The sequence below is a fragment of the Cellulomonas sp. genome (genome assembly GCF_965229465.1).
Classification (GTDB): domain Bacteria; phylum Actinomycetota; class Actinomycetes; order Actinomycetales; family Cellulomonadaceae; genus Cellulomonas.
The window spans coordinates 2,545,460-2,571,196 of sequence record NZ_OZ245882.1 but is presented as its reverse complement, the minus strand read 5'-3'; the positions used below and the strand labels follow the sequence as shown (position 1 = coordinate 2,571,196).

The 25,737-nt window shown below is 73.7% G+C and carries 25 protein-coding genes and 1 tRNA gene; 4 read left to right on the top strand and 22 right to left on the bottom strand.

The genetic code is table 11. The annotated features are described in order from the left end of the window. Position 1: 1 nt before the first annotated feature. The 15 genes from ACO06A_RS12370 to ACO06A_RS12300 form a co-directional block, all read right to left on the bottom strand. Positions 2-1,471 carry a lipopolysaccharide biosynthesis protein gene (locus tag ACO06A_RS12370; protein WP_421732514.1) on the bottom strand — a complete coding sequence of 490 codons (1,470 nt, stop codon included), beginning with the start codon at positions 1,469-1,471 and terminating at the stop codon, positions 2-4. Continuing rightward, positions 1,468-2,529: a hypothetical protein gene (locus tag ACO06A_RS12365; RefSeq protein WP_421732513.1), complete on the bottom strand. Its 1,062-nt coding sequence runs from the start codon at positions 2,527-2,529 to the stop codon at positions 1,468-1,470. Before ACO06A_RS12365 ends, ACO06A_RS12370 begins: the two co-directional genes overlap by 4 nt. After that, complete coding sequence (locus ACO06A_RS12360) at positions 2,522-3,808, bottom strand: O-antigen ligase family protein (protein ID WP_421732512.1); 1,287 nt, start codon at positions 3,806-3,808, stop codon at positions 2,522-2,524. The genes ACO06A_RS12365 and ACO06A_RS12360 overlap by 8 nt, the downstream gene beginning before the upstream one ends. After that, positions 3,805-4,635 (bottom strand): glycosyltransferase family 2 protein, encoded by an 831-nt coding sequence (locus tag ACO06A_RS12355; protein WP_421732511.1) that lies wholly within the window; start codon positions 4,633-4,635, stop codon positions 3,805-3,807. The genes ACO06A_RS12360 and ACO06A_RS12355 overlap by 4 nt, the downstream gene beginning before the upstream one ends. A gap of 10 nt (positions 4,636-4,645) precedes the next feature. Beyond that, positions 4,646-5,587 carry an NAD-dependent epimerase/dehydratase family protein gene (locus tag ACO06A_RS12350; RefSeq protein WP_421732510.1) on the bottom strand — a complete coding sequence of 314 codons (942 nt, stop codon included), beginning with the start codon at positions 5,585-5,587 and terminating at the stop codon, positions 4,646-4,648. Continuing rightward, entirely contained in the window at positions 5,584-6,381 is a 798-nt protein-coding gene (locus ACO06A_RS12345) for a WecB/TagA/CpsF family glycosyltransferase (RefSeq protein WP_421732509.1), read from the bottom strand. Before ACO06A_RS12345 ends, ACO06A_RS12350 begins: the two co-directional genes overlap by 4 nt. Beyond that, positions 6,368-7,645 (bottom strand): glycosyltransferase, encoded by a 1,278-nt coding sequence (locus ACO06A_RS12340; protein WP_421732508.1) that lies wholly within the window; start codon positions 7,643-7,645, stop codon positions 6,368-6,370. Before ACO06A_RS12340 ends, ACO06A_RS12345 begins: the two co-directional genes overlap by 14 nt. Next, the gene (locus ACO06A_RS12335) at positions 7,635-9,158 is read right to left on the bottom strand and encodes a sugar transferase (protein WP_421732507.1); all 1,524 of its coding nucleotides are present in this window, start codon (positions 9,156-9,158) and stop codon (positions 7,635-7,637) included. The genes ACO06A_RS12340 and ACO06A_RS12335 overlap by 11 nt, the downstream gene beginning before the upstream one ends. A 115-nt stretch (positions 9,159-9,273) precedes the next feature. Continuing rightward, positions 9,274-9,894, bottom strand: coding sequence for an aminoacyl-tRNA hydrolase (gene pth, locus ACO06A_RS12330; protein WP_421732506.1), 621 nt, complete (start codon positions 9,892-9,894; stop codon positions 9,274-9,276). A gap of 88 nt (positions 9,895-9,982) precedes the next feature. Further along, positions 9,983-10,618, bottom strand: a complete 636-nt coding sequence (locus ACO06A_RS12325; RefSeq protein WP_175346757.1) for a 50S ribosomal protein L25/general stress protein Ctc — start codon at positions 10,616-10,618, stop codon at positions 9,983-9,985. 259 nt (positions 10,619-10,877) lie between these two features. Beyond that, positions 10,878-11,546 carry an SIMPL domain-containing protein gene (locus ACO06A_RS12320; RefSeq protein WP_421732505.1) on the bottom strand — a complete coding sequence of 223 codons (669 nt, stop codon included), beginning with the start codon at positions 11,544-11,546 and terminating at the stop codon, positions 10,878-10,880. A gap of 3 nt (positions 11,547-11,549) precedes the next feature. Next, positions 11,550-12,533: a ribose-phosphate diphosphokinase gene (locus ACO06A_RS12315; RefSeq protein WP_175346759.1), complete on the bottom strand. Its 984-nt coding sequence runs from the start codon at positions 12,531-12,533 to the stop codon at positions 11,550-11,552. Continuing rightward, a complete protein-coding gene (gene glmU, locus ACO06A_RS12310; RefSeq protein WP_421732504.1) occupies positions 12,530-14,149 on the bottom strand; it encodes a bifunctional UDP-N-acetylglucosamine diphosphorylase/glucosamine-1-phosphate N-acetyltransferase GlmU in 1,620 nt (539 codons plus the stop codon). Before glmU ends, ACO06A_RS12315 begins: the two co-directional genes overlap by 4 nt. 64 nt (positions 14,150-14,213) lie before the next feature. Beyond that, a complete protein-coding gene (locus ACO06A_RS12305; protein ID WP_421732503.1) occupies positions 14,214-14,489 on the bottom strand; it encodes a hypothetical protein in 276 nt (91 codons plus the stop codon). 18 nt (positions 14,490-14,507) lie between these two features. Continuing rightward, a tRNA-Gln gene (locus ACO06A_RS12300) sits at positions 14,508-14,582 on the bottom strand. Positions 14,583-14,688: 106 nt separating this feature from the next. Between ACO06A_RS12300 and ACO06A_RS12295 the strand changes: the two genes are divergently transcribed. The 3 genes from ACO06A_RS12295 to ACO06A_RS12285 are packed head-to-tail and all read left to right on the top strand — an operon-like array spanning position 14,689 to position 17,027. Beyond that, positions 14,689-15,288, top strand: a complete 600-nt coding sequence (locus ACO06A_RS12295) for a TetR/AcrR family transcriptional regulator (protein ID WP_175346856.1) — start codon at positions 14,689-14,691, stop codon at positions 15,286-15,288. Positions 15,289-15,322: 34 nt separating this feature from the next. Then, a complete protein-coding gene (locus ACO06A_RS12290; RefSeq protein WP_421732502.1) occupies positions 15,323-15,847 on the top strand; it encodes a MarR family winged helix-turn-helix transcriptional regulator in 525 nt (174 codons plus the stop codon). Positions 15,848-15,851: 4 nt separating this feature from the next. After that, positions 15,852-17,027, top strand: a complete 1,176-nt coding sequence (locus tag ACO06A_RS12285; protein WP_421732501.1) for a CynX/NimT family MFS transporter — start codon at positions 15,852-15,854, stop codon at positions 17,025-17,027. Here the strand turns inward: ACO06A_RS12285 and ACO06A_RS12280 are convergent. Then, positions 17,024-18,811 carry an ABC-F family ATP-binding cassette domain-containing protein gene (locus tag ACO06A_RS12280; RefSeq protein WP_421732500.1) on the bottom strand — a complete coding sequence of 596 codons (1,788 nt, stop codon included), beginning with the start codon at positions 18,809-18,811 and terminating at the stop codon, positions 17,024-17,026. The two genes, ACO06A_RS12285 and ACO06A_RS12280, sit on opposite strands and share 4 nt — an antisense overlap. Before the next feature lie 87 nt (positions 18,812-18,898). Here ACO06A_RS12280 and ACO06A_RS12275 point away from each other — a divergent pair, with 87 nt between their 5' ends. Further along, entirely contained in the window at positions 18,899-20,074 is a 1,176-nt protein-coding gene (locus ACO06A_RS12275; protein ID WP_421732499.1) for an LCP family protein, read from the top strand. Positions 20,075-20,080: 6 nt separating this feature from the next. Here the strand turns inward: ACO06A_RS12275 and ACO06A_RS12270 are convergent, their stop codons facing one another. The 6 genes from ACO06A_RS12270 to ACO06A_RS12245 form a co-directional block, all read right to left on the bottom strand. Then, on the bottom strand, positions 20,081-20,563 hold the full coding sequence (locus ACO06A_RS12270; protein ID WP_421732498.1) for an SRPBCC domain-containing protein: 483 nt from the start codon (positions 20,561-20,563) through the stop codon (positions 20,081-20,083). Positions 20,564-20,565: 2 nt separating this feature from the next. After that, positions 20,566-20,904, bottom strand: coding sequence for an ArsR/SmtB family transcription factor (locus tag ACO06A_RS12265; RefSeq protein ID WP_421732497.1), 339 nt, complete (start codon positions 20,902-20,904; stop codon positions 20,566-20,568). Positions 20,905-20,952: 48 nt separating this feature from the next. Then, positions 20,953-21,891, bottom strand: a complete 939-nt coding sequence (locus tag ACO06A_RS12260; protein ID WP_421732496.1) for a 4-(cytidine 5'-diphospho)-2-C-methyl-D-erythritol kinase — start codon at positions 21,889-21,891, stop codon at positions 20,953-20,955. Continuing rightward, positions 21,888-22,835: a 16S rRNA (adenine(1518)-N(6)/adenine(1519)-N(6))-dimethyltransferase RsmA gene (gene rsmA / locus ACO06A_RS12255; RefSeq protein WP_421732495.1), complete on the bottom strand. Its 948-nt coding sequence runs from the start codon at positions 22,833-22,835 to the stop codon at positions 21,888-21,890. The genes ACO06A_RS12260 and rsmA overlap by 4 nt, the downstream gene beginning before the upstream one ends. A gap of 69 nt (positions 22,836-22,904) precedes the next feature. Next, positions 22,905-24,188: a transglycosylase family protein gene (locus tag ACO06A_RS12250; protein WP_421732494.1), complete on the bottom strand. Its 1,284-nt coding sequence runs from the start codon at positions 24,186-24,188 to the stop codon at positions 22,905-22,907. 312 nt (positions 24,189-24,500) lie between these two features. Further along, positions 24,501-25,637: a ubiquitin-like domain-containing protein gene (locus tag ACO06A_RS12245; protein WP_421732493.1), complete on the bottom strand. Its 1,137-nt coding sequence runs from the start codon at positions 25,635-25,637 to the stop codon at positions 24,501-24,503. Positions 25,638-25,737: the final 100 nt, after the last annotated feature.

Below are 25,737 nucleotides of genomic sequence, written 5' to 3'. Positions count from 1 at the left end.
CTCAGTGCTGCGGGGCGGTCTTCTCGCCGCGCTGCGCCGCGTGCCGGACCAGCGTGACCACCTCGGCCACGTCCCTGCGGACGGGCCGCACCGCGAGGACGACCACGGCCGCGAGGGCGACGCCGGCGGCCGCCCCCGCCGCGAGCGCGATCAGCGGACCGTCGATCGCCCGGCTCACGTACCAGCTGGCCAGCGCGGCCGGGAGCGCGACGCCGAGCAGCGCACGGACCGCGCGCCACACGAGCGGCGCCGCGGCCTGACCGGCGGACCTGCTGGCGACGAGCAGCCCGATGATCCAGTAGACGGGCCAGACCGCGACGGCGGCCCAGGCAGCACCGACCGCCCCCCGGCTGGCGCCGAGCACGATGACCGCCACCATCAGGGGCTGGGCCCACAGGTCGAGCGCGAACTGGGCGCCGGGCCGGCCGCTGGACAGGAACATCCAGTACGCCAGCTGGGACAGGGACCGGAACACGCCGGCGATCGCCAGCAGGGCAAGGATCGGCGCCGCCTCCGACCAGCCGGGGCCGAGCAGGACGGCCACGATCGGCACGGCCAGCCCGGCGACGAACGCCAGGACCGTCGCCGTGCCGTACGCACCGGCCAGCTGCGCACGCAGGACGGCACGCGAGAACCGGGCGGGATCCAGGTGCGCCTTGGAGAGCATGGGCAGCGCGACGCGGGTGAGCGGTCCGTTGATCTGGTTGAGCGGGACCACGGCGATCTGCTGCGCGCGGTTGTAGCCGCCCAGCACCGAGGATCCCCAGAACGTCCCGAGCGCCACGGTGTCCGCGTTCTTGGCCGCGTACCCGAGCACCTGCGTGCCGAACACCGACAGGCCGAACCGGAAGAACCGGCGGATCGAGGTGCGCCGCTGCGGCAGGCCGGGACGCCACCGCGTGCTGATCACGTTCACCACGAGCGCCACCACCGCCACCGTCAGCTGCTGCGCGACGATCGCCCAGTAGCCCCCGCCCAGGAGCGCGACGGCGATCGCGACGAGGGTGCCCACCAGCTGGGCGAGCACGTCGGAGCTGGCCAGCGCGACGAACCGCAGCGCGCGCCCGAGGTCCGCCCGGTACTGGGTGTTGATGCCGGAGATGAGCAGGACGAGCGAGAGCGCCGGGACGATGTGCGCGAGGGTGGGCTCGTCGTAGAGCGCGACGAGCAGCGGGGTGGACGCCGCGACGACCACGGTGCACAGCAGCCCGAGACCGGTGTTGGCCCAGAAGAGGTTGATGCGCTCCCCGCGGCTCACGCTGGGCGCCTGCACCGCGGCGGACGACAGGCCGAAGTCGCGCAGGATGTCCGCGAAGCCGATGGCGGCGGTGACCATCGCCACCACACCGAAGTCGGCCGGCTCGAGCAGCCGCGCGAGCACGGCGAGGCCGACCAGCTGGAGCACGATCCGGAAGCCCTGGCCGCCGATGGACGCGGCCGAGCCGCGCACGGCCGTCCTGGCCAGGGTCATCCGGTGCCTCGCACGGCCCCGCGCAGCCGAGCGCGCAGCCCGTCCAGGCTGTCGCGCGCCCGGCGGACCGCGTCGATCAGCTCGGGCCGACGCGCGTCGAGGGCGTCGACCCGTGCCAGGGCCTCGGGCACGTCGACGTCCTGGCTGCTGAACGCGACCCCGGTCGCGCCCACCGTCGCCAGGCTCCGGTCCAGCTTGCCGGCCGACCCGGGGGCCAGCCCGACGGGCAGCGCACCCTCGGTGTGGCCGAGCACCAGCGCGTGCAGCCGGTCGCTCACCACGAACGACGCCCGGCGGTAGACGTCGCGCACCACCTTCTCGGCGGCGGCGTGGTCGATGCCGTCCCACGCGACGAGCTCGCCGCCCAGGTCGGCGGCCAGCTCACGCGCCCGCGGCAGGTCGCGCCCCACCTGCGGGACGACGACGACGTCGAGCGACCGGTCCGTCGCCAGCGCGCGGACCGTCTCGGTCCAGGTCGTGCCCGGAGCGGGCCGGTCGCCGCGCAACGAGACGGCGAGCACGGGACGGTCGGCGCCGGTCAGGGCTGCCGTGAGGTCCTGCGTGCCGAACGCGTACCCCCAGTCGGGGGCCACCGACCCACGACCCACCCAGGCGCGACTGTCGGCGTCGCGCCAGGCCACGACGCTCACGGGCAGCAGACCGACGTTCAGGACCCGGCCCCACAGCGGGTGCGGTGCCCGCAGCCCGAGGCCCACGTGCAGCCCGGCGCCGCCGCGCAGCCGGCTGAGCGCGACCAGGGGTGCGGTCTTGAGCAGGTGCCCGGCGTAGCCGGGGGTCGCGTAGGTCTCCCCGGCGTTGAAGCCGTACACCGCGCCGCCCCACGCACCCGCGGTGGACCGCCGGGCCCACTCGCGACGGTCGCGCACCAGCAGGTCCTGTGCCTGGAGCCCCAGCGCGCCCACGTAGCCGTCGGGCAGCCCGTCGACGTTCACCACCAGCCGCCCGAGCGGGCGCAGCGCGTCCAGGAGCCCCCGGCGCAGCACCGAGTCCCCCAGGTTGTCGGCCTGCCCGCGGGCGGAGACCAGGACGTCACGCACGGGGACCACCCTGCCCTGCGGTGATCGCGTCGGGAACCCCGTCGCCGGCGTCCACCCGTTCGCCGCCGGCCGGGCGCGGGGCGCCGAGCAGCACGACGCAGAGCGGCACCAGCACGTACGGCCAGAACATGGTGCGGTCGACCACCCCGTACGGCACCTCGACGATCCCCGCGGCGACGATCGCCGTGACGGTGAGCGTGGGCCAGAGGTCCCCGACGGACGCGGCACGGACGGCTCGCACCGCGCCCACGACCAGCAGCGCACCGACCACCACGACCAGGACCACTCCCCCGGTCACCAGCAGCTGCATGAGCTGGTTGTGCGCGTGGTACGCGTAGCCGCCGAGGTCGTCCGCGGACCCGGCCAACCGGTCGTAGAAGTCCCAGCCCTGGCCCAGTACAGGCGCGTCCGCCCACTCGTCGCGGCCGGCGATCCAGTAGCCACCGCGGTTCGCCATCGCGGTCGCCGACGTGGTGACCAGGGGGAGCACCACCGCGACCAGGGCCACCGCCCCCATCCCGAGCCCGGCGACCAGCGCCCTGCGGCGCGCGGGCACGAGCGCCAGCACGGCGGCCGCGACGAGCACGACCACCGCGGCGAGCCACGCGCCCCGGGAGTAGGACCAGCCGAGGGCGACCAGCACGAGCGCCCCGGCGACGAGCCGGGAGGCCCCCCGCAGCGCGAGCACCGACGGGATGCCGACCGCGAGCGCGAGACCCAGGTTGTTCCCGGAGGGCAGCAGCCCGGCCAGGATGCCGAGCGGTCCGGACTTCTCCGCGTCGGCCCCCTCGTAGTCCTGGTACCGGGCCAGGTTGGGGACCACGAGCCCGGCGACGATGCTCAGCGCGGCGGTCGCGGCGGTGAGCCACCCGAGCACGGGGACGGCGCGCCACGAGATCCGGACCACCCACGCCGCGACGACGACCGCCGGGTACAGCACCGTCATCACCGGAGGCCGCGAGCCCGCGACGAGCGCGGCGGCCATCACGACGACCCACGGGAGCAGGAGCAGGGCGAGCAGCGGCCACCGGCGCCAGGGGGCGGTCCGCAGACCGAGCACGACGAGCACCGCGCACAGGGCGAGCAGCCCCGCGTTGCACACCGTCGTGAGCCCGTCGACCAGTGAGCTCGTCTCGTCGGTTCCCTCGGTGACGGGCTGGAACCCGCGCCCCTCGGTGAGCAGGACCGCCAGCTGCGGGAGCACGGCCGCCAGCCAGACGCCGACGACGAGCACGGCGTCGCGGCGGTCGCGGAGCGCGTCGAGGGCGCGCGCGATCACCTGCCCTCCCCCAGCAGGACGCCCACCGCGCGGTGCCCCACCACCGTGACCGTCGACCACCACCGCACGGGGGCGCTCGCACCGACGACCCGGCGCACGTCCGCGGCCTGCCCACGCAGGTAGCGGCGGTCGCTGCGGGTGAGCAGCGCGTCGTGCTTGCGGGCGTAGAGCCGGATGCCGTCGAGGCGCCGCTGCGTCTTGTCCGTGAGCTGGCCCTGGGCGTGCACCCGGTTGGTCACCAGCAGCTCCGGCACCACCGCGTAGGTGAGCCCGGCCGAGAGCGCGCGGACCAGCAGGTCCTTGTCGTTGGACACCGGCAGCACCGGGTCGAAGCCCCCGAGCCCGCGGAACGCCGCGGTGCGCATGACGAAGTTGGAGCCGACGAACCCGGGGTTGCGCGCGACGACGTCCTTCGCGCCCAGGCCCGGGGCGATGCGCGCCATCCGGTAGCCCGGCTCGTCGGCGTGCGTCCAGGCGACCGCGAAGTCGTGGTCGCCCTCCACGAGCGCGGCGACCGTCCTGCGCAGGAAGTCGGGCTCCCACAGGTCGTCGTCGTCGAGGAACGCCACGAGCTCGGACTGCACCAGGACGGTGCCCGCGTTGCGCGACGCCCCCGCGGTGCCGGCCTGCGGGCCCGACGAGTCGAGGTAGCGCACGGGCACGTCGGACTCGGCGTGCAGCCGCGCGACCACGGCCTGCGTGGCCGCCGATCCCAGGTCGTCGCTCACCACGACCCCGCGCAGACGGACGTCCGTGCCGAGGTCCTGGCCCAGCACGGACGCGACGGCCTCGGCGAGCAGACGGTCGCGGCCGTGGGTCGGGATCACGCAGGTGACGTCAGCCACCACCGGCCCCGATGTACTCCCACTGGCGGGCGAGGCCCTCCTCGACGCTCACCTTGGGCTTCCAGCCGAGCAGGTCGCGTGCCAGCGACGCGTCGCCGCCGGTACGCCACGCGTCGCCGTCGACCGTCGGGTGCCGCTCGACCTTGACCTGACGGCCGGTCACGGAGTGGATCACTTGGAGAACCTCGTTGACGGTGACGTTGGTGCCGCCGGCGACGTTGAGCACCGTGCCCGGCGCGACCGTCTCGGTGGCCGCCAGGACGTTGGCCTCGACCACGTCGTCCACGTAGGTGAAGTCCCGGATCTGCTCGCCCGTGCCGTACAGCGTGATCGGCCGGTCGTCGCGGACCGCGGTGAGGAACCGTGTGAACGCCATGTCGGGGCGCTGCCGAGGGCCGAAGACCGTGAAGTACCGCAGCGAGACCGTCGGGACGCCGAAGTTCGAGGCGTACAGCGAGCACAGGTGCTCGGCCGCCAGCTTGGTCACGCCGTAGGGGCTGACCGGCTGCGGGAGGTCCACCTCGAGCACAGGGAACCGCGCGGCGTCCCCGTACACCGACGAGGACGACGCGTACACCAGCCGCCGCAGGCCGGGGGCGCGCTTGGCGGCCTCGAGCAGGGACTGCGTGGCCGCCACGTTGGCGTCGAGGTAGATGCCGAACTCGTCGCCCCAGCTGGCGCGCACGCCGGGCTGGCCGGCCTCGTGGAACACCACGTCGACGCCGTCGAGCAGCGCGTCCAGGTCGGCCGTGCGCAGGTCCTCCTGCACGAACGTGAACGCCCCGCCGAGCCGCTCGAGGTTGGCCCGCTTGAGCGCGGGGTCGTAGTAGGGCGTCAGGGCGTCGATCCCCGTGACGTCCCACCCGTCGGCGAGCAGGCGTGCGCTCAGCGTGCTCCCGATGAACCCTGCGGCCCCCGTGACCAGTGCCTTCATGGTTGATCCTTCCGCTGTGCGAACGACCGGGCGACGACACTGAGGAAGTGCGGACCGCGCACCAGATACCGCCCCGCCAGCCGACGCGGCTCCTGCGCCATCCGGAACAGCCACTCCATGCCGATCTTCTGCACGAGCAACGGAGCACGGCGCTTGGTCCCGGCGACGAAGTCGACTGCGGCACCGGCGCCCACGTAGACCCCCGGCGGCAGCTTCTCGCGCCAGTGGGAGACCCAGACGTCCTGCTTGGGAGAGCCCAGGCAGACGAAGACGATGTCCGCCTGCGCCGCGTGCAGGTCGGCGATCACCTGACCCGACTCGGCGTCGCCCACGTCCGCGATCTTGGGGAACGGGATCGAGACGACGTCGGCGCCGTAGTGCTCGCGCAGGTGGTCGGCGGCCAGCTCGCTCACGCTCGGGGCACCGCCCATGAGCGCGATCCGCCAGCCGCGCTGGCAGGACAGCCGCGCGGCGATCGGCAGCAGGTCCGCGCCGGTCAGCCGCTGGAGCCCGTGGGCGCCCAGCATCCTGGCCAGCACCACGAGCGGCGTACCGTCCGCGATCCGGATCTCCGCCTCGTCGTACGCGACGTGCAGCGCCGAGTCGTGCTCGATCCCGATGGTCTGGTCGACGTTGGGCGTGACGATGGAGTACACCTCGTCCGCGGGCAGGAGCTGGCCGATCCGCGCGATCAGCGCGTCCGCGTCCCCGACGAACAGGGGCCGACCCGCCAGCGTGACCTCACCCGAGCGGGAGACGTGCACCGAGACCTTCGAGCGCTCACCCCGGGGCACCGACGATCCTCGCGACGAGCCGCGGGGCGGCGTAGACGGAGGCGGTGTCCCGGGCCGCGCTGCGGTGGAGGACGCTGGCCTCGCTGATGGCGTGAGCAAGGTCATCGGGGTTCCTCTCGGTGACGACGAAGCCGTTGTGGCCGGGTCGCACCAACGACCCGGTGTCGGAGCCGTCCGTCACCACGGCCGGCAGACCTGAGGCCATCGCCTCCACGAGCACGCGGGGGAACCCCTCGTAGCCCGGGTGCGACGTCATGAGGAAGACGCCGGCGTCGGCCATGGCCGTCGCGACCTCCTCGGGAGCGAGCCGGCCCAGCAGACGGACGCGTCGGCCCACCTCGGTGGGGAGCTCGGCGACGGCACGCTCCAGGTCGGGCAGCTGGGTCCCGGTGCCGACGACGTCGAGGGTCCAGTCCTGGTCCGGCGCGGACTCCAGCAGCCGCCGGAACGACTCGATCGCCAGCGCGGGGTCCTTCGGCTGCTCCAGCCGGCCGACCCAGATGACGCGCTGCGGGTGCAGCGCCTGGGCGCGGTAGCGGACGAGCGTCGGGTCGAACCACGTCGGCGAGAACATCGCGTCCGGGTTGATGGTCTGCGCGGTCTCGGCGAAGTCCGGGTTGAACACCACCACGGAGTGCGCGTCGCGCAGGAGCTTGTGCTCGACGCGCGCGTGCACGCTGCCCGCCTTGCGCCAGAACGAGTCCGAGGTGGCCCCGGTCAACCCGTGCTCCTGCGTGTGCACGAAGTAGGCCAGGGGCCGCCTCAGCACCCGTGCGGCGACCGCGGCGACGTCGGCGCGGTGCGCCTGCACGACGGTGCTCGCCGGCAGCGCGTGCCGGTACCGGACGAGCCCCGCGGCGAGCCGGACGGAGTGCGGGACCCGTCGGCGCTGGTCACCCGGGTCGAGCCGGACGACGGGCAGGAACCACACCACCCGCTCACCCACCCGGTGCTGCTCCCACTGGCCGAGCCGGCGGCCGTCGACGACGCCTCCGGCGTCCACCCCGACGATCGCGAAGGTGACGTCTGCCGGCGCGTGCCGGACGAGGCCACGGATGCACGTCTCGATCCCCCCGGGCGACTGGCGCGCGAGGTCGATCTGGTGGACCACGAGGCGGTCGACGACGTCCGGAGGAGCGGCCCGCACGACGGCGGGCTCGTCATCCTCCAGGAACGAGATGTCGGGCCGGGTCTCGGTCACGAGTACCTCCAGGTCCAGGGTGTGGTCGGGGCCGCGGTCGCGGGCGATCGGGTCAGTAGGCACCGCTGGGTCGCAGCACGGCCCGGAAGGTCTTCCAGAGGATGAGCAGGTCCATCGAGACGGACCAGTTGTCGACGTAGCGCAGGTCGAGCTTCACCGACTCCTCCCAGGACAGGTCGGAGCGACCGGAGACCTGCCAGAGGCCGGTCAGTCCCGGACGGACCCGGAGGCGCCGCTGGACGGCATCCGCGTAGGCGGCCACCTCCTCGGCGAGCGGGGGCCGCGGTCCGACCAGCGACATGTCGCCGCGGACCACGTTGAACAGCTGCGGGAGCTCGTCGAGCGAGTACTTGCGCAGCACGCGACCCACGGAGGTGACCCGTGGGTCGTGACGCATCTTGAAGAGGATCGCGTTGCCCTCGCTGGAACCCAGCAGCTCGGCGCGACGCCTGTCCGCATCGACGTACATCGTGCGGAGCTTCCACATGGTGAACTCCGCGCCGTCGACGCCGATCCGCGTCTGCTTGTAGAAGGCGGGCCCCGGGGACGTCAGCCGTACCGCGAGGGCGGCCAGGAGGATCACCGGCAGGGCCACCAGCATGATCAGCCCGCCGAGCGTCCGGTCCAGCGCCGTCTTGGCCGCCATCCGGCCGCGCGAGGCGCCCACCTCGACCTCGAGCAGCGAGAGGCCGCCCGTGGGCCGCATGGTCAGCCGCGGGGCGGCGATGTCCTCGAGGTCGGTGGCCATGATGAGCTGGGCACCGGCCCGGTCCAGCGCCCACGAGAGGCGCCGCAGGCCGTTGCCGCCGATGTACGAGCCCGCAACCACCACGACGTCCACGGAGCGGTCGACGACCACCTGCGGGACGTCGCACACCGCGCCGATCATCGGGGCGCCCGCGACGGTCTGCTGCGCGTCGACGCTGGGCAGGCACACACCGACCACCCGGTACCCGTGCGCCGGGTCGACCGCGAGGTCCTGCACCACAGTGGCCACCGGACCGGGCTCGCCGACGACGACCGTGCGCATCATGGCCTGCCCGTGCATCCGCAGCTTGGTCAGCGAGCGGCGCAGGACGAGCCGCGCGGCGACCGCGAGCAGCGCGGCGGCCGGCACGACGACGAACACGAGGAAGCGGGAGACCTCGGCCTTGAACGCGTAGCTGGCCAGGACCAGGACCACGACGCTCACCAGGCCGGCCCGGACGAGCACCCGGGACTCGGCGGCCGAACGGCCCAGGACGGCGTCGCCGTACCCGTGCAGGACGGCCACGAGGCCGACGAACCCGAGTGTCGCGCCGGCGATCATGAGTGCCGTCTGCGCTCCGGGCTCGTACAGCGCGACCATCACCGGCGTCGCGACGAGCAGGATGGCCACGAGGTCCAGCAGCGCGGCGTGCACCCGATAGGAGTGCACGAGCTGGCGCCACGAGCCGGCGACCGCGTCAGCCGAGTTGAACGGGGTGGCGCGGCGCTCGAAGGGCTCCGCAGAGGCCCAGGAGCGGCGCTGGCCGAGTCCGCGTCCACGACGGTCGCCGAGGCTCAGGTCCAGGTCGTCCACGATCTCTGCAGCCACAGCCCCACACCCCCGATCCGCCAAGTGGAATGGGCATGAGGCTATACGCGCCAATCGCGTAGTTCATCACCTTCTGTCCGGTTTCACCCGATGCTCGCGCAGGTGGGGGACGCCTTCACCCCTTCGTGTGAAACCTCAGCTGCGCGGCCTCGAGCCCGTCGCGGACGAGCAGCTCGACGGCGTCCGCCGCCGCGTCCAGCAGCCAGGGCAGGTCCTTCAGCTCGTTCTTCGCGAAGTCGCGCAGGACGAAGTCCGCCGGGTCCATCCGACCGGGCGGGCGGCCGACCCCCACGCGCACCCGGACGTAGTCCTTGGTGCCCAGCGCCTTCGTGGTGTCGCGCAGGCCGTTGTGGCCGCCCTCGCCGCCCCCGCGCTTGAGGCGGAGGTCGGCGAACGGGATGTCGAGCTCGTCGTGCACCAGCACGGTGCGCTCCGGGGGCACGTCGTAGTACTTCGCCAGCGCCGCCACGGGGCCGCCCGAGACGTTCATATAGGTGGTCGGCTTCGCCAGCACCACGCGCGGACCCGGGGCACCGCCCGGCAGCACCCCGAGGCGCCCCTCGGCGACCGCCGCCTGCGGCCGGCGCGAGAGCAGCCCGGACGCGCGGGCGCCGAACGTGGAGCCCGTCCGCCGGGCCAGCTCGTCGAGCACCATCTGGCCGACGTTGTGGCGGTTGCCCGCGTACTGCGGGCCGGGGTTGCCCAGGCCGATCACCAGCCACGGTCCGTCGCTCATCGGGTCTCCTCGTGCGGGGTACGTGCGGGAACGACGACGCCCGGCACCGTCAGGAACGGTACCGGGCGTCGCGCAGCGTGCTGGTGGGTCAGCTGCCCAGCTCGGTCTCGGAGGCGGCGGCGGACGCAGCGGACTGCGACGCGGCCAGGTCCGCCGCGGCGGCGTCGGCGGCGACGTCCTCGGCGGAGGCGTGCGGGACGCTGATCGCGATGACGGTGAGGTCGGGGTCGCTGAGCAGGGTGGCACCCTCGGGCAGCGTGATCTCGCCCGCGGTGATCGTCGAGCCACCGGTGAGGCCCTCGATCGAGACCTGGACCTCGGACGGGATGTGCGTGGCCTCGACCTCGAGCGACAGCGCCTGCGTCTCGAAGACGTGGATCGTGCCGGGGTAGGACTCGCCGACCACGGCGACCTGGACGTCGACGGTGACCTTCTCGCCGCGCGTGACGATGAGCAGGTCGACGTGCTCGATGGTGTTCTTCACGACGTCGCGCTGGACGTCCTTGGTGATCGCCAGCGTGGTCGTGCCGTCGAGCTCGATGGAGAACAGGGCGTTGGCCTGCTTGACCGCGAGCATCGTGGCGTGGCCCGGGAGGGCGACGTGCAGCGGGTCGGAGCCGTGCCCGTACAGGACGGCGGGGATCTGGTCGGCGCGGCGCAGGCGGCGCGCGGCACCCTTGCCGAACTCGGAACGGGTGGTGGCGACGAGCTTGACCTCGGACACGTGTACTCCCCAGTGCTGACGTCGGCGCAGTGTCGCCGACGTGACGGTGTGATGGCGTGGCGTGCGCGGCAGGAGCCGGCGACGCGGATCAGACAGGTGTGGTGGCCTCGACGCGGGACGCAGGACGGGCACGCGGAGGCGCTCGCCCAGTCGATCACGGAGCGCAGGTGGTCGTGGAACTTCGTCGACCGTCCTTCGTCCCTCGCCGAGGCAACCTGGAGAGCCTACCCGAGCGAGCGCGTGGATCCCAACCCGCGGGTCAGGGGGACGAGGCGTCCTCAGCCCACGCCCACCGCACGGTGACGTTCGCGGACACGGTCTGCTGGCCGGCCTCGACCGGGACGGACATCGCCTTGGCGGAGCCCCCCATCCAGTCCATCGCCATCGGCGCCCCCGCGGAGCCGCCCTCGGTCACCCACTGGACCTCGCCCAGCCGGCGGCCGGACAGCGTGGCCCAGTGCGTGGCGCGTGCCACCGCGTCCGCCCAGGCCGCCTCGCGCGCCAGGACCCGCGGCTGCGTGGGGTCGCTGACCTCGAGCCGGATGCCGTCCATCCGCGCGGGCTCGCCGCCGGCCACGACCGCGGCACCGACCACGTCGCCGGCGACCGCGACGTCGTGCAGCCGGACCTGGAGGCCCAGCCGCGCGACCACCCGCGACGACCCGCGGGCGGACCCGTCGGTCCACGTGCTCGACTGGGTGGTCCGCAGGAACCGGTCCTCGACCCCGGCCTCACGCAGCACGGCACGCATCCGGTCCAGGCACTCGCCGGCCTCGGCCAGCGCCCGCTCCGCGTCCACGGCCCGCGCCTCGGCCCCGAGGTCCGCGATCGCGACGTCCGGCACGGCCTCGGCCTCGCCGAACCCCGTGACGGTCACGCCGCCGCGCGGGCCGCGACGGCCGGCGTGCTCGTCGTCGCGTCCGGTCATCGGTCAGGCCTGGCCGTCGAAGAGGGAGGTCACCGAGCCGTCGTCGAACACCTCGCGGATGGCCCGCGCGATGAGCGGGGCGATGGAGAGCACGGTCAGCTGCGGGAAGCGCCGGTCCTCGGCGATGGGCAGCGTGTCGGTGATGACCACCTCGCGGGCACCACAGTTCTGGAGCCGGTCGACCGCGGGGTCGGACAGCACGCCGTGCGTGGCCGCGACGATGACGTCCTTGGCCCCGGCCTCCATGATCACGCGCACGGCCCCGGCGATCGTGCCGGCGGTGTCGATGAGGTCGTCGACGAGCACGCAGCTGCGGCCCTCGACGTCACCGACGACGCGGTTGGCGACAGTCTTGTTGGGACTGCGGATGTCGCGCGTCTTGTGCACGAACGCCAGCGGTCCGCCGCCCAGCTTGGCGGCCCACTGCTCGGCCACGCGGATGCGGCCGGCGTCGGGCGAGACGACCGTGACGTTGGAGGTGTCGACGCGGCTGCGCACGTACTCCGTGAGGATCGGCATGGCCCAGAGGTGGTCCACGGGGCCGTCGAAGAAGCCCTGGATCTGCGCGGCGTGCAGGTCGACGCTCATCAGCCGGTCGGCGCCGGCCGTCTTGAACAGGTCCGCCATCAGCCGTGCGGAGATCGGCTCGCGCCCGCGGTGCTTCTTGTCCTGGCGGGCGTACCCGTAGAACGGTGCCACGACCGTGATCGTCTTGGCGGACGCGCGCTTGAGGGCGTCGACCATGAGCAGCTGCTCCATGATCCACGTGTTGATGGGCGACGAGTGCGACTGGAGCACGAAGGTGTCGGCGCCGCGCACGGACTCCCCGAACCGGGTGTAGATCTCCCCGTTCGCGAACTCGTACGTGGTGGTCGGCAGCAGGTCGATGCCGAGGTGGGCCGCGACGCTCGTGGCAAGGTCGGGGTGCGCCCGTCCCGTCAGGAGCACGAGGCGCTTCTCGCCGTCCGAGGAGATGATCCCGGTCATCGTGCGGAGTCCTTCGGGTTCGAGCCGGCGGAGTCCGGCAGTGCAGGCGGCGGGGTCGGGGGTGCGTCGGCGGCTGCTGCGGTGGCGCGTCCGCGCTCGGCGCGGGCCTGCGGGGAGAGCTCGGAGTCGTCGCTGCCCGGCCGACGGACCACGGCCTCGGCGGCGGGCGTCCCGGCACGGGCGCGCGCGACCCAGCCCTCGATGTTGCGCTGGGCGCCGGCGCTGACGCCGAGGGCGCCCGAGGGCACGTCGCGGCGGATCACGCTGCCGGCACCCGTGTAGGCACCGTCCCCGACGGTGACCGGGGCGACGAACATGTTGTCCGCACCCGTGCGCGCGTAGGAGCCGATGGTGGTGCGGTGCTTGTTGACGCCGTCGTAGTTGACCGTCACCGACGCCGCACCGATGTTCGTGTGCTCGCCGATCGTCGCGTCACCCACATAAGAGAGGTGCGGGATCTTGGAGCCCGTGCCGATCTGCGCGTTCTTGGTCTCGACGAACGTGCCGATCTTGCCCTGGTCCCCGAGCACCGTCCCCGGCCGCAGGTAGGCGAACGGTCCCACGCTCGCGCCGGCGCCGATGACGGCCAGGTTCCCGTGCGTGCGCACGACGCTGGCCCCCGCACCGACCTCGACGTCCGTCAGCGTGGTGTCGGGGCCGACGGTCGCGCCCTCGCGGACCACGGTCGCTCCGTGCAGCTGCGTGCCGGGCAGGATCGTCACGTCCCGCTCCAGCTCGACGTCGACGTCGACCCACGTGGTGGTCGGGTCGACGACCGTGACTCCCTCGCGCATCCAGTCCTCGAGGATGCGGCGGTTCATCTCGGCCCGCAGCACCGCCAGCTGGACCCGGTCGTTGACGCCCTCGACGAGCACCGGGTCGTCGGTCCGCAGCGCGCGCACGTGGCCGCCGTCGGTCCGCGCGATCGCCAGCACGTCGGTCAGGTACACCTCGCCCTGCGCGTTGTCGCGGCCCAGCCGGCCGAGCGCACCACGCAGCACGTCGGCGTCGAACACGTAGATGGAGGAGTTGATCTCGGTGATCGCGCGCTGCGCGTCGTCGGCGTCCTTCTCCTCGACGATGCCGAGCACGTCGCCGGTGCCGGGCTCGCGCAGGATGCGGCCGTAGCCGGTGGGCTCCGCCACCTCGGTGGTGAGCACGGTGACCGCGTTGCCGTCGGCGTGGTGGGCGGCGAGCAGCTCGTGCAGCGTGGCGGCGTCGAGCAGCGGGACGTCACCGGCGATGACGACGACCGCACCCGCGACCTGCGCGTGCGTGGCCGAGCCGGCGGTCGTGTCGTTCGCGGCGTCGGCCTGGGCTGCGGCGTCGAGCGCCCTCATGGCCACCTGGACCGCGCGGCCGGTGCCGGGGATCGCGTCCTGGTCCGCCAGCAGCGCCTGCGGGTCGATCTCGGTCACGTGCGCGGCGACCTGCTCGCGCTCGTGCCGGACGACCACCAGGACGCGACCGGGCTCCAGGGCGCGGGCGGTGGCCAGCGCGTGGCCGAGCATGCTGCGACCGGCCAAGGTGTGCAGGACCTTGGGAGTCGCCGAGCGCATCCGGGTTCCTTCACCTGCGGCGAGGACGACGACGGCGGCCGGGCGGGGGAACGTCACCAGCGGGTGCTCCTCGCGGATCTGCCCGGGTCTCGGGCGGTGGATCTCGTGCGCACGGTGCACTCTACCCGGGCACGGAGGTGGCTCCCGACGGACCATGGTCCTCCGGCGCCTCCGCCGGGGCAGGGGTGATCCGGCGCGGTACGGGCGGCGGGATCCGTCTCCGACGGGCGATCAGCACGCCGGTGACCACGGCGCCGACAGCCGCCACGACGATCACGCCGGTGCGCACACCGACCTCCGTGGCACCCGCCAGGAGGTCGACGACCTGGGACACCACCGCGAAGAGGAGAACACCGAGCAGAAGGTACAGAGCACGCGTCGAACGCGTCGTCGCCATGCCACGCACCGTACCGCGTGGCTCCGCCCCCAGGATTCGAACCTGGACTGCACGGCTCCAAAGGCCGGCGTGCTGCCATTACACCAGGGCGGACCGACGCCCTCATGCGTCGTGGCCGCCAAGTCTGCCAGGCGGGGCGGACCGGTCACGGCATGATGGGCGCGTGGCCAACGACAGCAAGCGCGCACCCCGCTCCCGCATGACGGGGACGCAGCGGCGGGCACAGCTGCTCGACGTGTCGCGTCGCCTGTTCGCCGAGAAGGGCTTCGACGGCACCAGCGTCGAGGAGATCGCCGCACGCGCCGAGGTGTCCAAGCCCGTCGTGTACGAGCACTTCGGCGGCAAGGAGGGGGTCTACGCGGTCGTCGTCGACCGCGAGATCCAGGCCCTCACCAGCGCGCTGACCGGGGCCCTCGAGGAGGGCGGCCACCCGAAGGCGCTCGTGGAGCGGACCGCCCTGGCGCTGCTCGGCTACATCGAGGCGTCGGAGGACGGGTTCCGGATCCTGGTGCGCGACTCCCCCGTCGCGCAGGCGACCGGCACGTTCTCCAGCCTGATCGGGGACGTCGCCACGCAGGTGGAGCACCTGCTTGCGGACCAGTTCAAGAAGCAGGGGCAGGACCCCAAGACGGCGCCCATCTACGCGCAGATGCTGGTCGGGATGGTGGCGCTCACCGGGCAGTGGTGGCTCGACGCGCGCAGCCCCAGCAAGAACGTGGTCGCGGCGCACCTGGTGAACCTCGCGTGGAACGGTCTGTCGGCGCTGGACCGCCGGCCCACGCTCACCCGCACGGTCTGAGGGGATCTCTGTCGACGTCGAGTAATCTCACGTCATGGTGATACGCACCTCCCCGGACGCCCCGGGGGCCCGCGACGAGGTCGATCGCATCGTCCTCGCCTGGGAGCGCGAGCGCCCCGACCTGGACGTCCGACCCCTCACCGTGCTCTCCCGCGTGAGCCGGCTGGCCCGGCACCTCGACCTGGCCCGCCGCTCCGCGTTCGCGCGGCACGACCTGGAGACGTGGGAGTTCGACGTCCTCTCCGCGCTGCGACGGGCGGGTGCCCCGTACCGGCTCTCCCCCGGAGCGCTGCTCACCCAGACGCTGGTGACCAGCGGGACGATGACCAACCGGATCGACCGGCTCGCGGAGCACGGCCTCGTCCAGCGACTGCCCGCCCCGGACGACCGCCGCGGGGTCCTGGTGCAGCTCACCCCGGCGGGCCTGGAGCGCGTGGACGCCGCGTTCTCCGACCTGCTGGACGTCGAGCGCGGGCTGCTGGGCGACCTCGACGAGGCCGACCGCGACCGGCTGGCCGACCTGCTGCGCGAGGTGACCGCGCCCTTCGACGCGTCGTGAGGGCATGACGGCGGCACGGTCCGCCGCCCGTGGACTCCTGCTCGCCGCCGTCCTGCTCTACGCCCTCAACCTGCGCGCGCCGATCACGGCACTGGCGCCGGTCGTCGACGACGTCCGGCGCGACCTGGGCCTGAGCGCGGCCGGCGTGGGCGTGCTCACGGGCGTCCCCGTCCTGTGCTTCGCGCTGGCCACGCCGTTCATGGCCGTGCTGCTCGGGCGCCTGGGCACCGGGCGGGTCGTCGCGGCGTCGCTGGTGACCGTGCTGGCGGGGACGCTGCTGCGCTCCGCCGACGGGTTCGGCACCGCTCTGGTCGGCACCGTCCTGATCGGCGTCGCCATCACCGCCGGCAACGTCGCCGTCCCCGTGGTGATCGGTCGCGACTTCCCCGGGCACGTGCCCCGGGTGACCGGCCTGTACACCGCGGCCCTGAACGGCGGCAGCGTGCTGACCACCACCCTGACCGCACCGCTGGCCGACGTGGTCGGCTGGCGCTGGGCGCTGGCGTACTGGGGGCTGCTCGCGGTCGTCGCCCTGGTGGTGTGGCAGCGGGCGTACCCGTTCGGGCGGCCGGAGCCCGTCGTCGTCGTGGCCACCACCGGAGCGCCCGACGTGTGGCGACGGCCGGTCACCTGGTTCCTGGCGGTCGCGTTCGCCGGGCAGGCGTTCGGGTACTACGCGGTCAGCGCGTGGCTGCCGTCGCTGCTGCACGACACGCTCGGGCTCGAACGCGCCGCGTCCGGGGGCGCCGCGGCGCTGTTCCAGCTGTTCGGCATGGTCGGCGGGATCGCGGTCCCGGTCGCGCTCGGTCGGCGCGCACCCGTCGCCGCCGTGTCCGCGGCGATCGCCCTCGGGTGGGTGGCGCTGCCGGTGGGCCTGCTGCTCGCTCCCTCGTGGTGGCCCGTGTGGTGCACGTTCGCCGGGGTCGCGCAGGGCGGCAACTTCGCGGTGATCTTCACCGTCATCGCCGGCAACGCCGGGTCGCAGGCGGCCGCACGACGGATGTCCGCGACCGTGCAGAGCGTCGGCTACGGCTGCGCCGCCCTGGGCCCCAGCGTGCTGGGCGCGGTGCACGCCGCCAGCGGCGGGTGGACGGCCCCGCTGCTCGTCGTCCTGGGCGCGCTGCTGGCGATGGGCACCGCGTCGGGGCTCGCCCTGCGCAGCGTGCGTCGGGAGTCCTAGCCGACGATCTCCGCGGCCTCGAGCCACGCGACCTCGAGCTCGTCCTTCTCGGCGGCGAGGGCCCGGAGCTCAGCGTCGAGCGCAGCCACGGCCTGGTGGTCCGTCGCCTGGTCGGACATCCGCTGGTGCAGCACGACCTCCTGGTCGGCGATGCGCGAGAGCCGCCGCTCGATCCGGGCGATCTCCTTGCGGGCGGTGCGCAGGTCGGCCGTCGAGACCGCGGCGGGGGCCTGCGTGCTCGCGGGCCGGGCGTCCAGCGGCGACGAGACCGTCGACGACGCGGCACGGCGCAGGTCCAGGTACTGCTCGACCCCGCCAGGCAGCTGGCGCAGCAGGCCGTCGCCCAGCAGGGCCATCTGCGTGTCGCACACCCGCTCCAGCAGGTACCGGTCGTGCGAGACGACGATCAGGGTGCCCGGCCAGCCGTCCAGCAGGTCCTCCAGCGCGGCCAGCGTGTCGGTGTCCAGGTCGTTGGTCGGCTCGTCGAGGAGCAGCACGTTGGGCTCGCCGACGAGCAGCCGGAGCAGCTGGAGCCGGCGTCGCTCACCACCGGACAGGTCCCTCACGGGGGTCCGGGACCGGTCGCGGTCGAACCCGAGCCGCTCGACCAGCTGCGCCGCCGTGAGCTCCTTGCCGCCGACGACGACCGAGCGCTTCTCGCTCTCGATCACCTCGATCACGCGCAGCCCGGCCAGCTCGTCGAGGTCCTCGACGTCCTGCGTCAGCTCCGCCACCTGCACGGTCTTGCCGCGCTTCACGCGGCCGGTCGTCGGCTGCTGGCGCCCGGACAGCAGGCGCAGCAGCGAGGTCTTGCCCGCGCCGTTGACGCCGACCAGGCCGACCCGGTCGCCGGGGCCCAGCCGCCACGTGATGTCGTGCAGGAGCACGCGGTCGCCGTACACCACCGACGCGTCCTCGATGTCGAGCACGTCCTTGCCCAGCCGGGCCGTCGCCATCCGCGTCAGGCTCAGCTGGTCGCGCGGCGGGGGCTCGTTCTCGATCAGGGCGTTGGCGGCGTCGATCCGGAACTTGGGCTTCGACGTGCGCGCGGGCGCGCCGCGGCGCAGCCAGGCCAGCTCCTTGCGCAGCAGGTTCTGGCGCTTCTCCTCGGTGGTCGACGCGGTCCGCGCCCGCTCGGCGCGCGCCAGCACGTACGCCGCGTAGCCGCCCTCGTACTGGTCGACCCCGCCGTCGTGCACCTCCCACGTGCGGGTGCAGACCGCGTCGAGGAACCACCGGTCGTGGGTGACCACGACGAGTGCGCCGTTGGTCCGCGTGTAGCGGTCCACCAGGTGCGCGGCCAGCCACGCGACGCCCTCGACGTCGAGGTGGTTGGTGGGCTCGTCCAGGACGAGCACCTCGTCGTCCCGGACCAGCAGGGCGGCCAGGGCGACGCGGCGGCGCTGGCCCCCGGACAGGGTGGCGACGTCGGCGTCCAGCGCGACGTCGGCCAGCAGGCCGGTGTGCACGGAGCGGATGCGGGAGTCGGTGGCCCACTCGTGCTCGTCGGCGGACCCGTGCACGACGTCGAGGACGGTGCTCCCCGCCAGCAGGTCGTCGCGCTGGTCCAGGATGGCCACCCGCACGCCGCCCGCGCGGGTGACGCGGCCGTCGTCGGGCTCCTGGAGCCCGGACAGGACGCGCAGCAGGGTGGACTTGCCGGCGCCGTTGGGGCCGACGACGCCGATGCGCTGCCCGTCGTCGAGCCCGAGGGAGACGCCGTCGAGCAGGGTGCGCGTGCCCAGCGCGAGCGTGACGCGATCCGCGCCGAGAAGGTGAGCCATTTCCTGTGAAGGCTACCCGCACACCCGCACAGGTCCTCCACGCAGACCGCCCGCACCGGCGCTGACCTGCGCACTAGCGTCCGAAGGATGACGCAGCACGCGCGAACCGACCGGCGGACCTGGCCCCGTGCGGTCGGCCTGGGGGTCGTCGCCGTCCTGGTGTTCGGGGCCGCCGGCGCGGCCGCGGTCTACCTCGAGCTCCAGTCGAACATCGGCGAGGTGGACCTCGCCGGCCTGGTCGGTGAGGAGAGCGCGCGACCGGAGGTGACGGAGCCGCCGCCCGGGGACGCGCGGGCGGGTTCGCCCGTGAACTTGCTGATCATCGGGTCCGACGACCGCAGCGGCGAGAACGCCACGCTGGGCGGCGAGGAGGAGGGCATGCAGTCGGACACGACGATCGTCGCGCACGTGGCCGCGGACCGGTCCCGCGTCGAGCTGGTGTCCATCCCGCGGGACCTGCTCACGGACCGACCGTCCTGCACGATGTCCGACGGCACGACGACCCCGGCGCGCGAGGCCCGGCAGTTCAACGAGGCGTTCCGGATCGGCTGGGACCACGGCCACGACGTCGCGTCCGCCTCGGCGTGCACGTGGAAGACGGTCGAGAGCCTCACGGGGGTGCGCCTGGACGGGCTGGTGCTCGTGGACTTCGTCGGTCTGCGCGACATGGTCGAGGCGATCGGCGGCGTCCCCATGTGCCTGCCGACCGACCTCGACGACCCCGAGTACACCGGCCTGCACGTGAAGGCCGGCCCGCAGGTGTTCGACGGCGCCACCGCCGTGCAGTTCGCCCGGGCCCGGCACAACATCGGCGACGGGTCCGACACCGGCCGGATGAAGCGTCAGCAGGACCTGATGGCCGCCATGGTCCGCTCGGTGCTGAGCCGCGACGTGCTGACCAGCCCCACGGCGCTCTTCCAGTTCGCGCAGGCCGCGACCAGCTCGCTGACCGCCAGCTCGGGGTTCCGGGACCTCACCGACCTCACCGGTTTCGGGCTCTCGCTGCGCGGCGTGCAGGCGGACCGGATCGTGTTCGCGTCGATGCCCACCGTCGCGTCGACCCGGCAGCGCTACCGGGTCGAGGCCACCGCCGAGAGCGCGGAGCTCTGGGCCCGGATCGCCGCCGACCAGCCCGTGGGCGAGGCGTCCGCCCCACCGGTCGCGCCGACCGACCCGGCCGCTCCCCCGCCGCCGGCCGAGACCCCGTGGTCCCCGCCCGGCGGCGTGCTCACCTCGGCGGACGACTCGTCCAGCTGCACCTGACCGCCGTCAGCGCGCGAGGTACTCCGCGAGCACGTCGAAGATGCCCTGGAACCCGGCCTCGCGCTGGCTGCCGTCCTCCTGGCCGTCCAGGAACACCCCCTGCTCGGTGTACGTGAGCCGGGTGCCGCCCTCGACGGCCGTGAGCTCGGTCGTCGTCAGGGACGTGGAGAGGTGCTTGCCGCCCACCCACATGTCGTAGGTGGACACGATCCGCTCGCGCTCGACGATGTCGGTGTAGGTGGCGACGTACCGGCTGGTGGGGCCGTCGTGCCACTGCCCGTCCTGCACCGCCTGGCCGCCCACGCGGAAGTCGTCGGAGGCCTCGGTCTCGGTGAACCCAGGGTCGCTGCCGAACCACTGGGCGTGCTGCTCCGGGACGGCGAACGCGTCCCAGACCCGGTCGAGGGGCGCATCGAACGTGCGGTCGACGACGAAGGTCGCGTGGGCGACGGTGCTCGTGCCGGTGGTGTGGGTGGTGTCCGTGGACATGGTCAGGCTCCTGTCGTCGAGGTGTCGGTGGCGAGGAAGTCGCCGAGCCGGTCCAGCCGGCGCTCCGCCGGCAGCCGCTGGAGGCCCATCCACTCCCCCGCGCCGGTGAAGGCGTCAGGGGCGAGCTGGACCGTGCGGACCCGGCCGATCTTGTGCGAGGTGACGATGCCCGCGTCCTCGAGCACCGCGAGGTGCTGGTGCACGGCCGGGAGCGACATCGCGAACGGTGCGGCGAGCCCGCTGACCGAGACCGGACCGCGCACCAGTCGTTCGACCATCGCGCGGCGGGTCGCGTCGGACAGGGCCTTGAAGACCTTGTCCAGCTCGCCATGGTTAAGCATGTGCTTAAGTATTGCTTCTGATCGGCAGATGTCAAGAGAAGAGAGGAGTCAGTCGGTCGTGCTGACGACGCGCGCGCCGGCGACCGGGCCGGAGGCCGTGAGCACGCGGTCCGCGACCCCGGAGGCCGTGAAGGCGGCCGCGAGCACGAGCGCGTGCTGGCGGCTGCGGCCCAGGGCGGCGACCGTGGGCCCGGAGCCGGACACCACCACCCCGAGCGCCCCGGCGTCCTGCGCGACCGCGAGCGGCTCGGCGAGCCCCGGGTCGAGCTCGAGCGCCGCCATCTGGAGGTCGTTGTGCAGGGCGGCGCCGAGCGCTCGCGGGTCCCCGGCGCGCAGCGCCTGCATCAGCGGGACGTCGTCCTCCGGGTCGGGCGGGACGGCCCCACCGTGCAGGTCGTCGTACGCGGTGTACACCGCGGCGGTGGACAGCCCCCGGTCCTGCACGGCGAACGCCCAGTGGAACTCGCCCCGGCTCAGCGCGGCCGTCAGCAGGTGGCCGCGGCCCGAGCCGACCGCGGTGTGGCCGGCGAGCGAGAACGGCACGTCCGACCCCAGCTGCGCGGCGAGCTCGAGCAGGTCGTCGCGGCTGAGCCCGGTGCGCCACAGGGCGTCGCACGCCACCAGGGCCGCGGCCGCGTCGGCCGAGCCGCCCGCCATGCCCCCGGCCACCGGCACGCCCTTGGTGAGGTGCAGGTGCACGCCGTCGTCGACGCCCGCATGCTCGGCGAGCAGGTCGGCCGCGCGCAGGGCGAGGTTGGTGCCGTCGGTGGGCACCAGCTCGGCCTGCGGGCCGCTCACGCTGAGCGTGCGGTGCTCCGACGAGGTGGCGACGACCTCCTCGAACACCGACACGGCCTGGAAGATCGTGGACACGGCGTGGTACCCGTCGTCCTCGCGCGGACCGACCCGCAGCGAGAGGTTGACCTTGCCGGGCGCGCGGACCTTGACCTCGTGCTCGGGCAGCGGGGCCACGGGGGTCAGCGTCACGGCTCCACTGTGCCAGGTCGGCCGCCGACGGGCTCGGGGTGCCCGAGGTGCTCGGCGATGCGCGCGAACCCCGCGATGTCCACCCGCTCGCCGCGCGCCTGCGGGTCCACACCGGCCGCCTGGAGCGCCACGACCGCCGCCTCGGACGAGCCGGCCAGGGAGGACAGCGCGGACCGCAGCATCTTGCGGCGCTGCGCGAACGCGGCGTCGACGACGGCGAACACCGCCTCCCGGGACGCCTCGGTGGCGGGCGGCTCGCGCCGGTCGAAGCGGACGAGCGCCGAGTCGACGTTGGGGGCGGGCCAGAAGACCGTGCGGCCCACGGTGGCCGTGCGGCGGGCCGACGCGTACCAGGCCGCCTTGGCGGACGGGATGCCGTAGGTGCGGCTGCCCGGCGGCGCGGCGAGGCGGTCGGCCACCTCGGCCTGCACCATGACGAGGACCCGCTGCAGGGAGCCGAACCGCTCGAGGAACGTGAGCAGGACGGGGACGGAGACGTTGTACGGCAGGTTGGCGACGAGGGCCACGGGCGGCGGTCCGGGCAGCTCGTGCAGGTCCAGGGCGTCCGACAGCACGATGGTCAGCCGGTCGCGGCCGTCCTCGTCACGCAGCACCACCGGCTCGTCGTCGGCTCCCGCGTGGATCGTCAGCCCGGGGACGTGCCGGGCGGCCGTGCCGGGCAGCAGCCGCGCGAGTGTCGGGTCGATCTCGACGGCCACCACGTCGGCGCCGGCCTCGAGCAGCCCGAGCGTGAGCGAGCCCAGCCCCGGGCCGACCTCGACGACGCGGTCACCCTGCGCCACGTCGGCCTGCCGGACGATCTTGCGCACCGTGCCGCCGTCGAGCACGAAGTTCTGGCCGAGGGCCTTGGTCGGGCGCACGCCCGCGCGCTCGGCGAGCTCGCGGATCTCCGCGGGCCCGAGCAGCGTGGTGGTGGTCGACATGCGCACGAGCCTAGGCGAGCACGGCAGAACCCCCGCCCAGGACGTCCGGGCGGGGGTTCTGGGGCGTGATCAGCTGAAGAGGTTCGACCCGCAGTGCGGCCACTGACCGGCGCCCGAGCGGTTGTAGAGCATCTTCGCGCGGGCGGTCTGCTCCTCGGCCGAGGCCTGCGAGGGCAGTCCGGCGCCGCCGACGGCCGCCCACGTGCCCACCGAGAACTGGTACAGCCCGTGGTACTTGCCCGTGCTGGACACGGCGGTGGGGTTGCCGCCCGACTCGCAGCGGGCCAGCGCGGCCCAGTTGAGCGAGTCGGCGTCGCCCCCGGCGGTGACCGGGGTGCCGGTCGCCGCTGCGGCGGGTGCCTTGGCGACCACCGGGCGGGCCTTGGTGCCGACGCTGAGGACCTCGTCGACGGGGGCCTGGGTGACGGCGTCCGACAGGGTGACGCGGCCGGACTCGACCCCGTCCACCGTGGTGACGCGCTCCACGAGGGTGCGGACGCCGGGCACGCCGGCCGTCAGCGTGCGCTTCTGGTCGGTGTACCGCGAGGCGTCCTGCTGCGTGCTGGACACGAAGGGGACCTCGGCGGTGGTGGTGACGTCCTGCACGGCGATGCGGTTGACGACCACCTGGACGCGCCCTGTGGCGCCGTGGACCACGGAGACGCGGTCCAGCGGGTTCAGTGTGACGCCCAGCTCGCCGAGCACGTGCGCGACGCTCGCGTCGGCGTCGGGGACGGCGAGCGTGGTGCCGTCGACGACCACGTCCGCGGGACCGTGCAGCGACAGGTCGAGCGAGAGCGAGGGACGGCCGCCCGCGGCGGACCGGGAGGCGACGAGCGCCACGGCCTGACCACGTGCGGAGAGCGAGTCGAGGGCCTCGTCGGCGGACAGAGCGGTCGTCCACACGGACGTCTCCTGGCCGTCGACGGTCACCGCCACCTGGTGCGCGTGGCGCACGACGATCTCCGCGCCCTCGGGCAGCGTGCCGGTGCGGCTCACCGCGTCGCGGGCCCCGACGACCACACCCTGGTCGTCCAGGAGCCCGTCGACCGAGCCGGCGAACGTGCTCAGCTGCGAGATCTCGCCGTCGACGTCGAGCGTCACGGACTTCTGCGCGTGCGCGAAGGCGGCGGAACCGCCGGCCAGGACGAGCGCCACCGCGGCGGCGGTGATCGGGAGGATGCGCGTCCGACCGGACCGCTGGTCCGTCGGGAGGAGCTCGTCCGGGGTGTCGGTCTCGGACGTGGCGCGGGATCGCGCGGACAGACCAGGGATCAGGGTCGAGAACTGCACGGGGCTCCAGCCGTCGAGGTGCCCGGGCACGGGGTGCGGAGCGCGCCGCGTGAGCAGCAACCCGGCGGTGATCCTCGCGTTCGAGGTTCTGCGGACACCCGGAGGGGGGCGTCTCCCGTCGGTCCCGGATCCCCGATCCGGCCGTCACGGCGGCCCGCGTGGAGCGGGCGCCGACCACTCGGCAGGAAGGACGGCCGCCACCGAGGGGGTTGCCGTCCAGATCACCGAGCGTGCACGACCGTAACCGGATCGTGACCGAAACGCCAGGCGCGCCTCCCGCCGAATGCGCTAAGGGCGTGGTCGTTTCGGCCGTTCTCGCACGTCAGAGGGCGTGAGCACCGTCACAGGGCGAGTTGCCCCGGACGCGACTGATCAGTACCAACCCTTGGCCTGGCTGTGCGCGTACGCGCCGCACGGGTCGCCGTAGCGACCGCCGATGTAGTTCAGGCCCCAGGTGATCTGGGTGGCCGGGTTGGTCCGCCAGTCGTCGGCCACCGTCGCCATCTTGGAGCCCGGGAGAGCCTGCGGGATGCCGTAGGCGCCGGACGACTTGTTCTCGGCGTTCACCCGCCAGCCGCTCTCCTTGTTCCAAAGCGCGAGCAGGCAGGCGAACTGGTCGTCGCCCCAGCCGCGGGCCGCGGCCATGTCCTTGCCGAGCGCCTGTGCGGTGCCCGGCTCGACCGCGACCACGGAGGGGTCCGGCAGCTCGGCGGTGCCGACCTTGGTGACCTGCGCGACGGGGGCGACAGTCACGACCGAGGCGATCGGCGTGCGGCCGACGACGACGCCGCCGACCACCTGGAGCTCGTACGTGGTGGTGCGGACGCCGGCCTTGCCCTTGGTGGCGATGACCGTGTTGCCCTTGACCATCCCCGGGTCCTCGACCTCCTGGGACTCGAACGGCATCGCCTCGGTGACCGTCTCGCCGCTCGTGCTCGCGCGGGTGACCAGGACCACGAGGCCGTCGACGGCCGTGGCGTCCAGGGAGACCGACACCTGGTCGCCGTCGTTGAGCACCAGGCCGATGTCGCGCAGCGAGTCGCGCACGGTGGCCGCGCTGCTCACGCCGTCGATGATCTGGCCGTCGACCACGAGGTGGAGCGTCTTGAGCGTCGAGACGCGCAGGGTGTCCCGGCCGAGGGACGCGGAGCGCGACGCCGAGAGGCGCACCTCGTCCCCGCGCAGCCCGAGGCCGTCGACCGCCTCACCGACGGTCAGCGCCGTCGTCCAGACCGAGCGCTCCGAGCCGTCGACCTCCACCGCGAGCTCGCGCCCGTGCCGGACGACGATCTGGCCGGACCGCGCGATGGGCTGGTCCACGGCGGGGGCGACGAGGTCGCGGTCCCCGACCGCGATGTCCGCGCTGGCGAGCATGTCCCCGACGGTGCGCCCGAACGCCTCAACCTCGACCGAGGAGCCGTCGACGTCGACCGTCACCGTCTTGTGCAGGACCGCGAAGGCGCTGGTCGCGGCGGCGACGACGGCGAGCACGGCCGCCTGGGCCACCACGCGCGCGGCACGTCGACCACGGAGTCCGCGACGGTGCGTCGCACGCTCCTGGTCCGGCCTCACGCGGTGGGTCCTCTCGACACACGAAGTGCGTCCGTGC

Coding starts and splice junctions, on each gene's coding strand:
- ACO06A_RS12370 (WP_421732514.1), bottom strand. CDS start 1,471: ATGACCCTGGCCAGGACGGCCGTGCGCGGCTCGGCCGCGTCCATCGGC.
- ACO06A_RS12350 (WP_421732510.1), bottom strand. CDS start 5,587: ATGAAGGCACTGGTCACGGGGGCCGCAGGGTTCATCGGGAGCACGCTG.
- pth (WP_421732506.1), bottom strand. CDS start 9,894: ATGAGCGACGGACCGTGGCTGGTGATCGGCCTGGGCAACCCCGGCCCG.
- ACO06A_RS12320 (WP_421732505.1), bottom strand. CDS start 11,546: ATGACCGGACGCGACGACGAGCACGCCGGCCGTCGCGGCCCGCGCGGC.
- ACO06A_RS12315 (WP_175346759.1), bottom strand. CDS start 12,533: ATGACCGGGATCATCTCCTCGGACGGCGAGAAGCGCCTCGTGCTCCTG.
- ACO06A_RS12305 (WP_421732503.1), bottom strand. CDS start 14,489: ATGGCGACGACGCGTTCGACGCGTGCTCTGTACCTTCTGCTCGGTGTT.
- ACO06A_RS12295 (WP_175346856.1), top strand. CDS start 14,689: ATGACGGGGACGCAGCGGCGGGCACAGCTGCTCGACGTGTCGCGTCGC.
- ACO06A_RS12290 (WP_421732502.1), top strand. CDS start 15,323: ATGGTGATACGCACCTCCCCGGACGCCCCGGGGGCCCGCGACGAGGTC.
- ACO06A_RS12285 (WP_421732501.1), top strand. CDS start 15,852: ATGACGGCGGCACGGTCCGCCGCCCGTGGACTCCTGCTCGCCGCCGTC.
- ACO06A_RS12280 (WP_421732500.1), bottom strand. CDS start 18,811: ATGGCTCACCTTCTCGGCGCGGATCGCGTCACGCTCGCGCTGGGCACG.
- ACO06A_RS12275 (WP_421732499.1), top strand. CDS start 18,899: ATGACGCAGCACGCGCGAACCGACCGGCGGACCTGGCCCCGTGCGGTC.
- ACO06A_RS12270 (WP_421732498.1), bottom strand. CDS start 20,563: ATGTCCACGGACACCACCCACACCACCGGCACGAGCACCGTCGCCCAC.
- ACO06A_RS12265 (WP_421732497.1), bottom strand. CDS start 20,904: ATGCTTAACCATGGCGAGCTGGACAAGGTCTTCAAGGCCCTGTCCGAC.
- rsmA (WP_421732495.1), bottom strand. CDS start 22,835: ATGTCGACCACCACCACGCTGCTCGGGCCCGCGGAGATCCGCGAGCTC.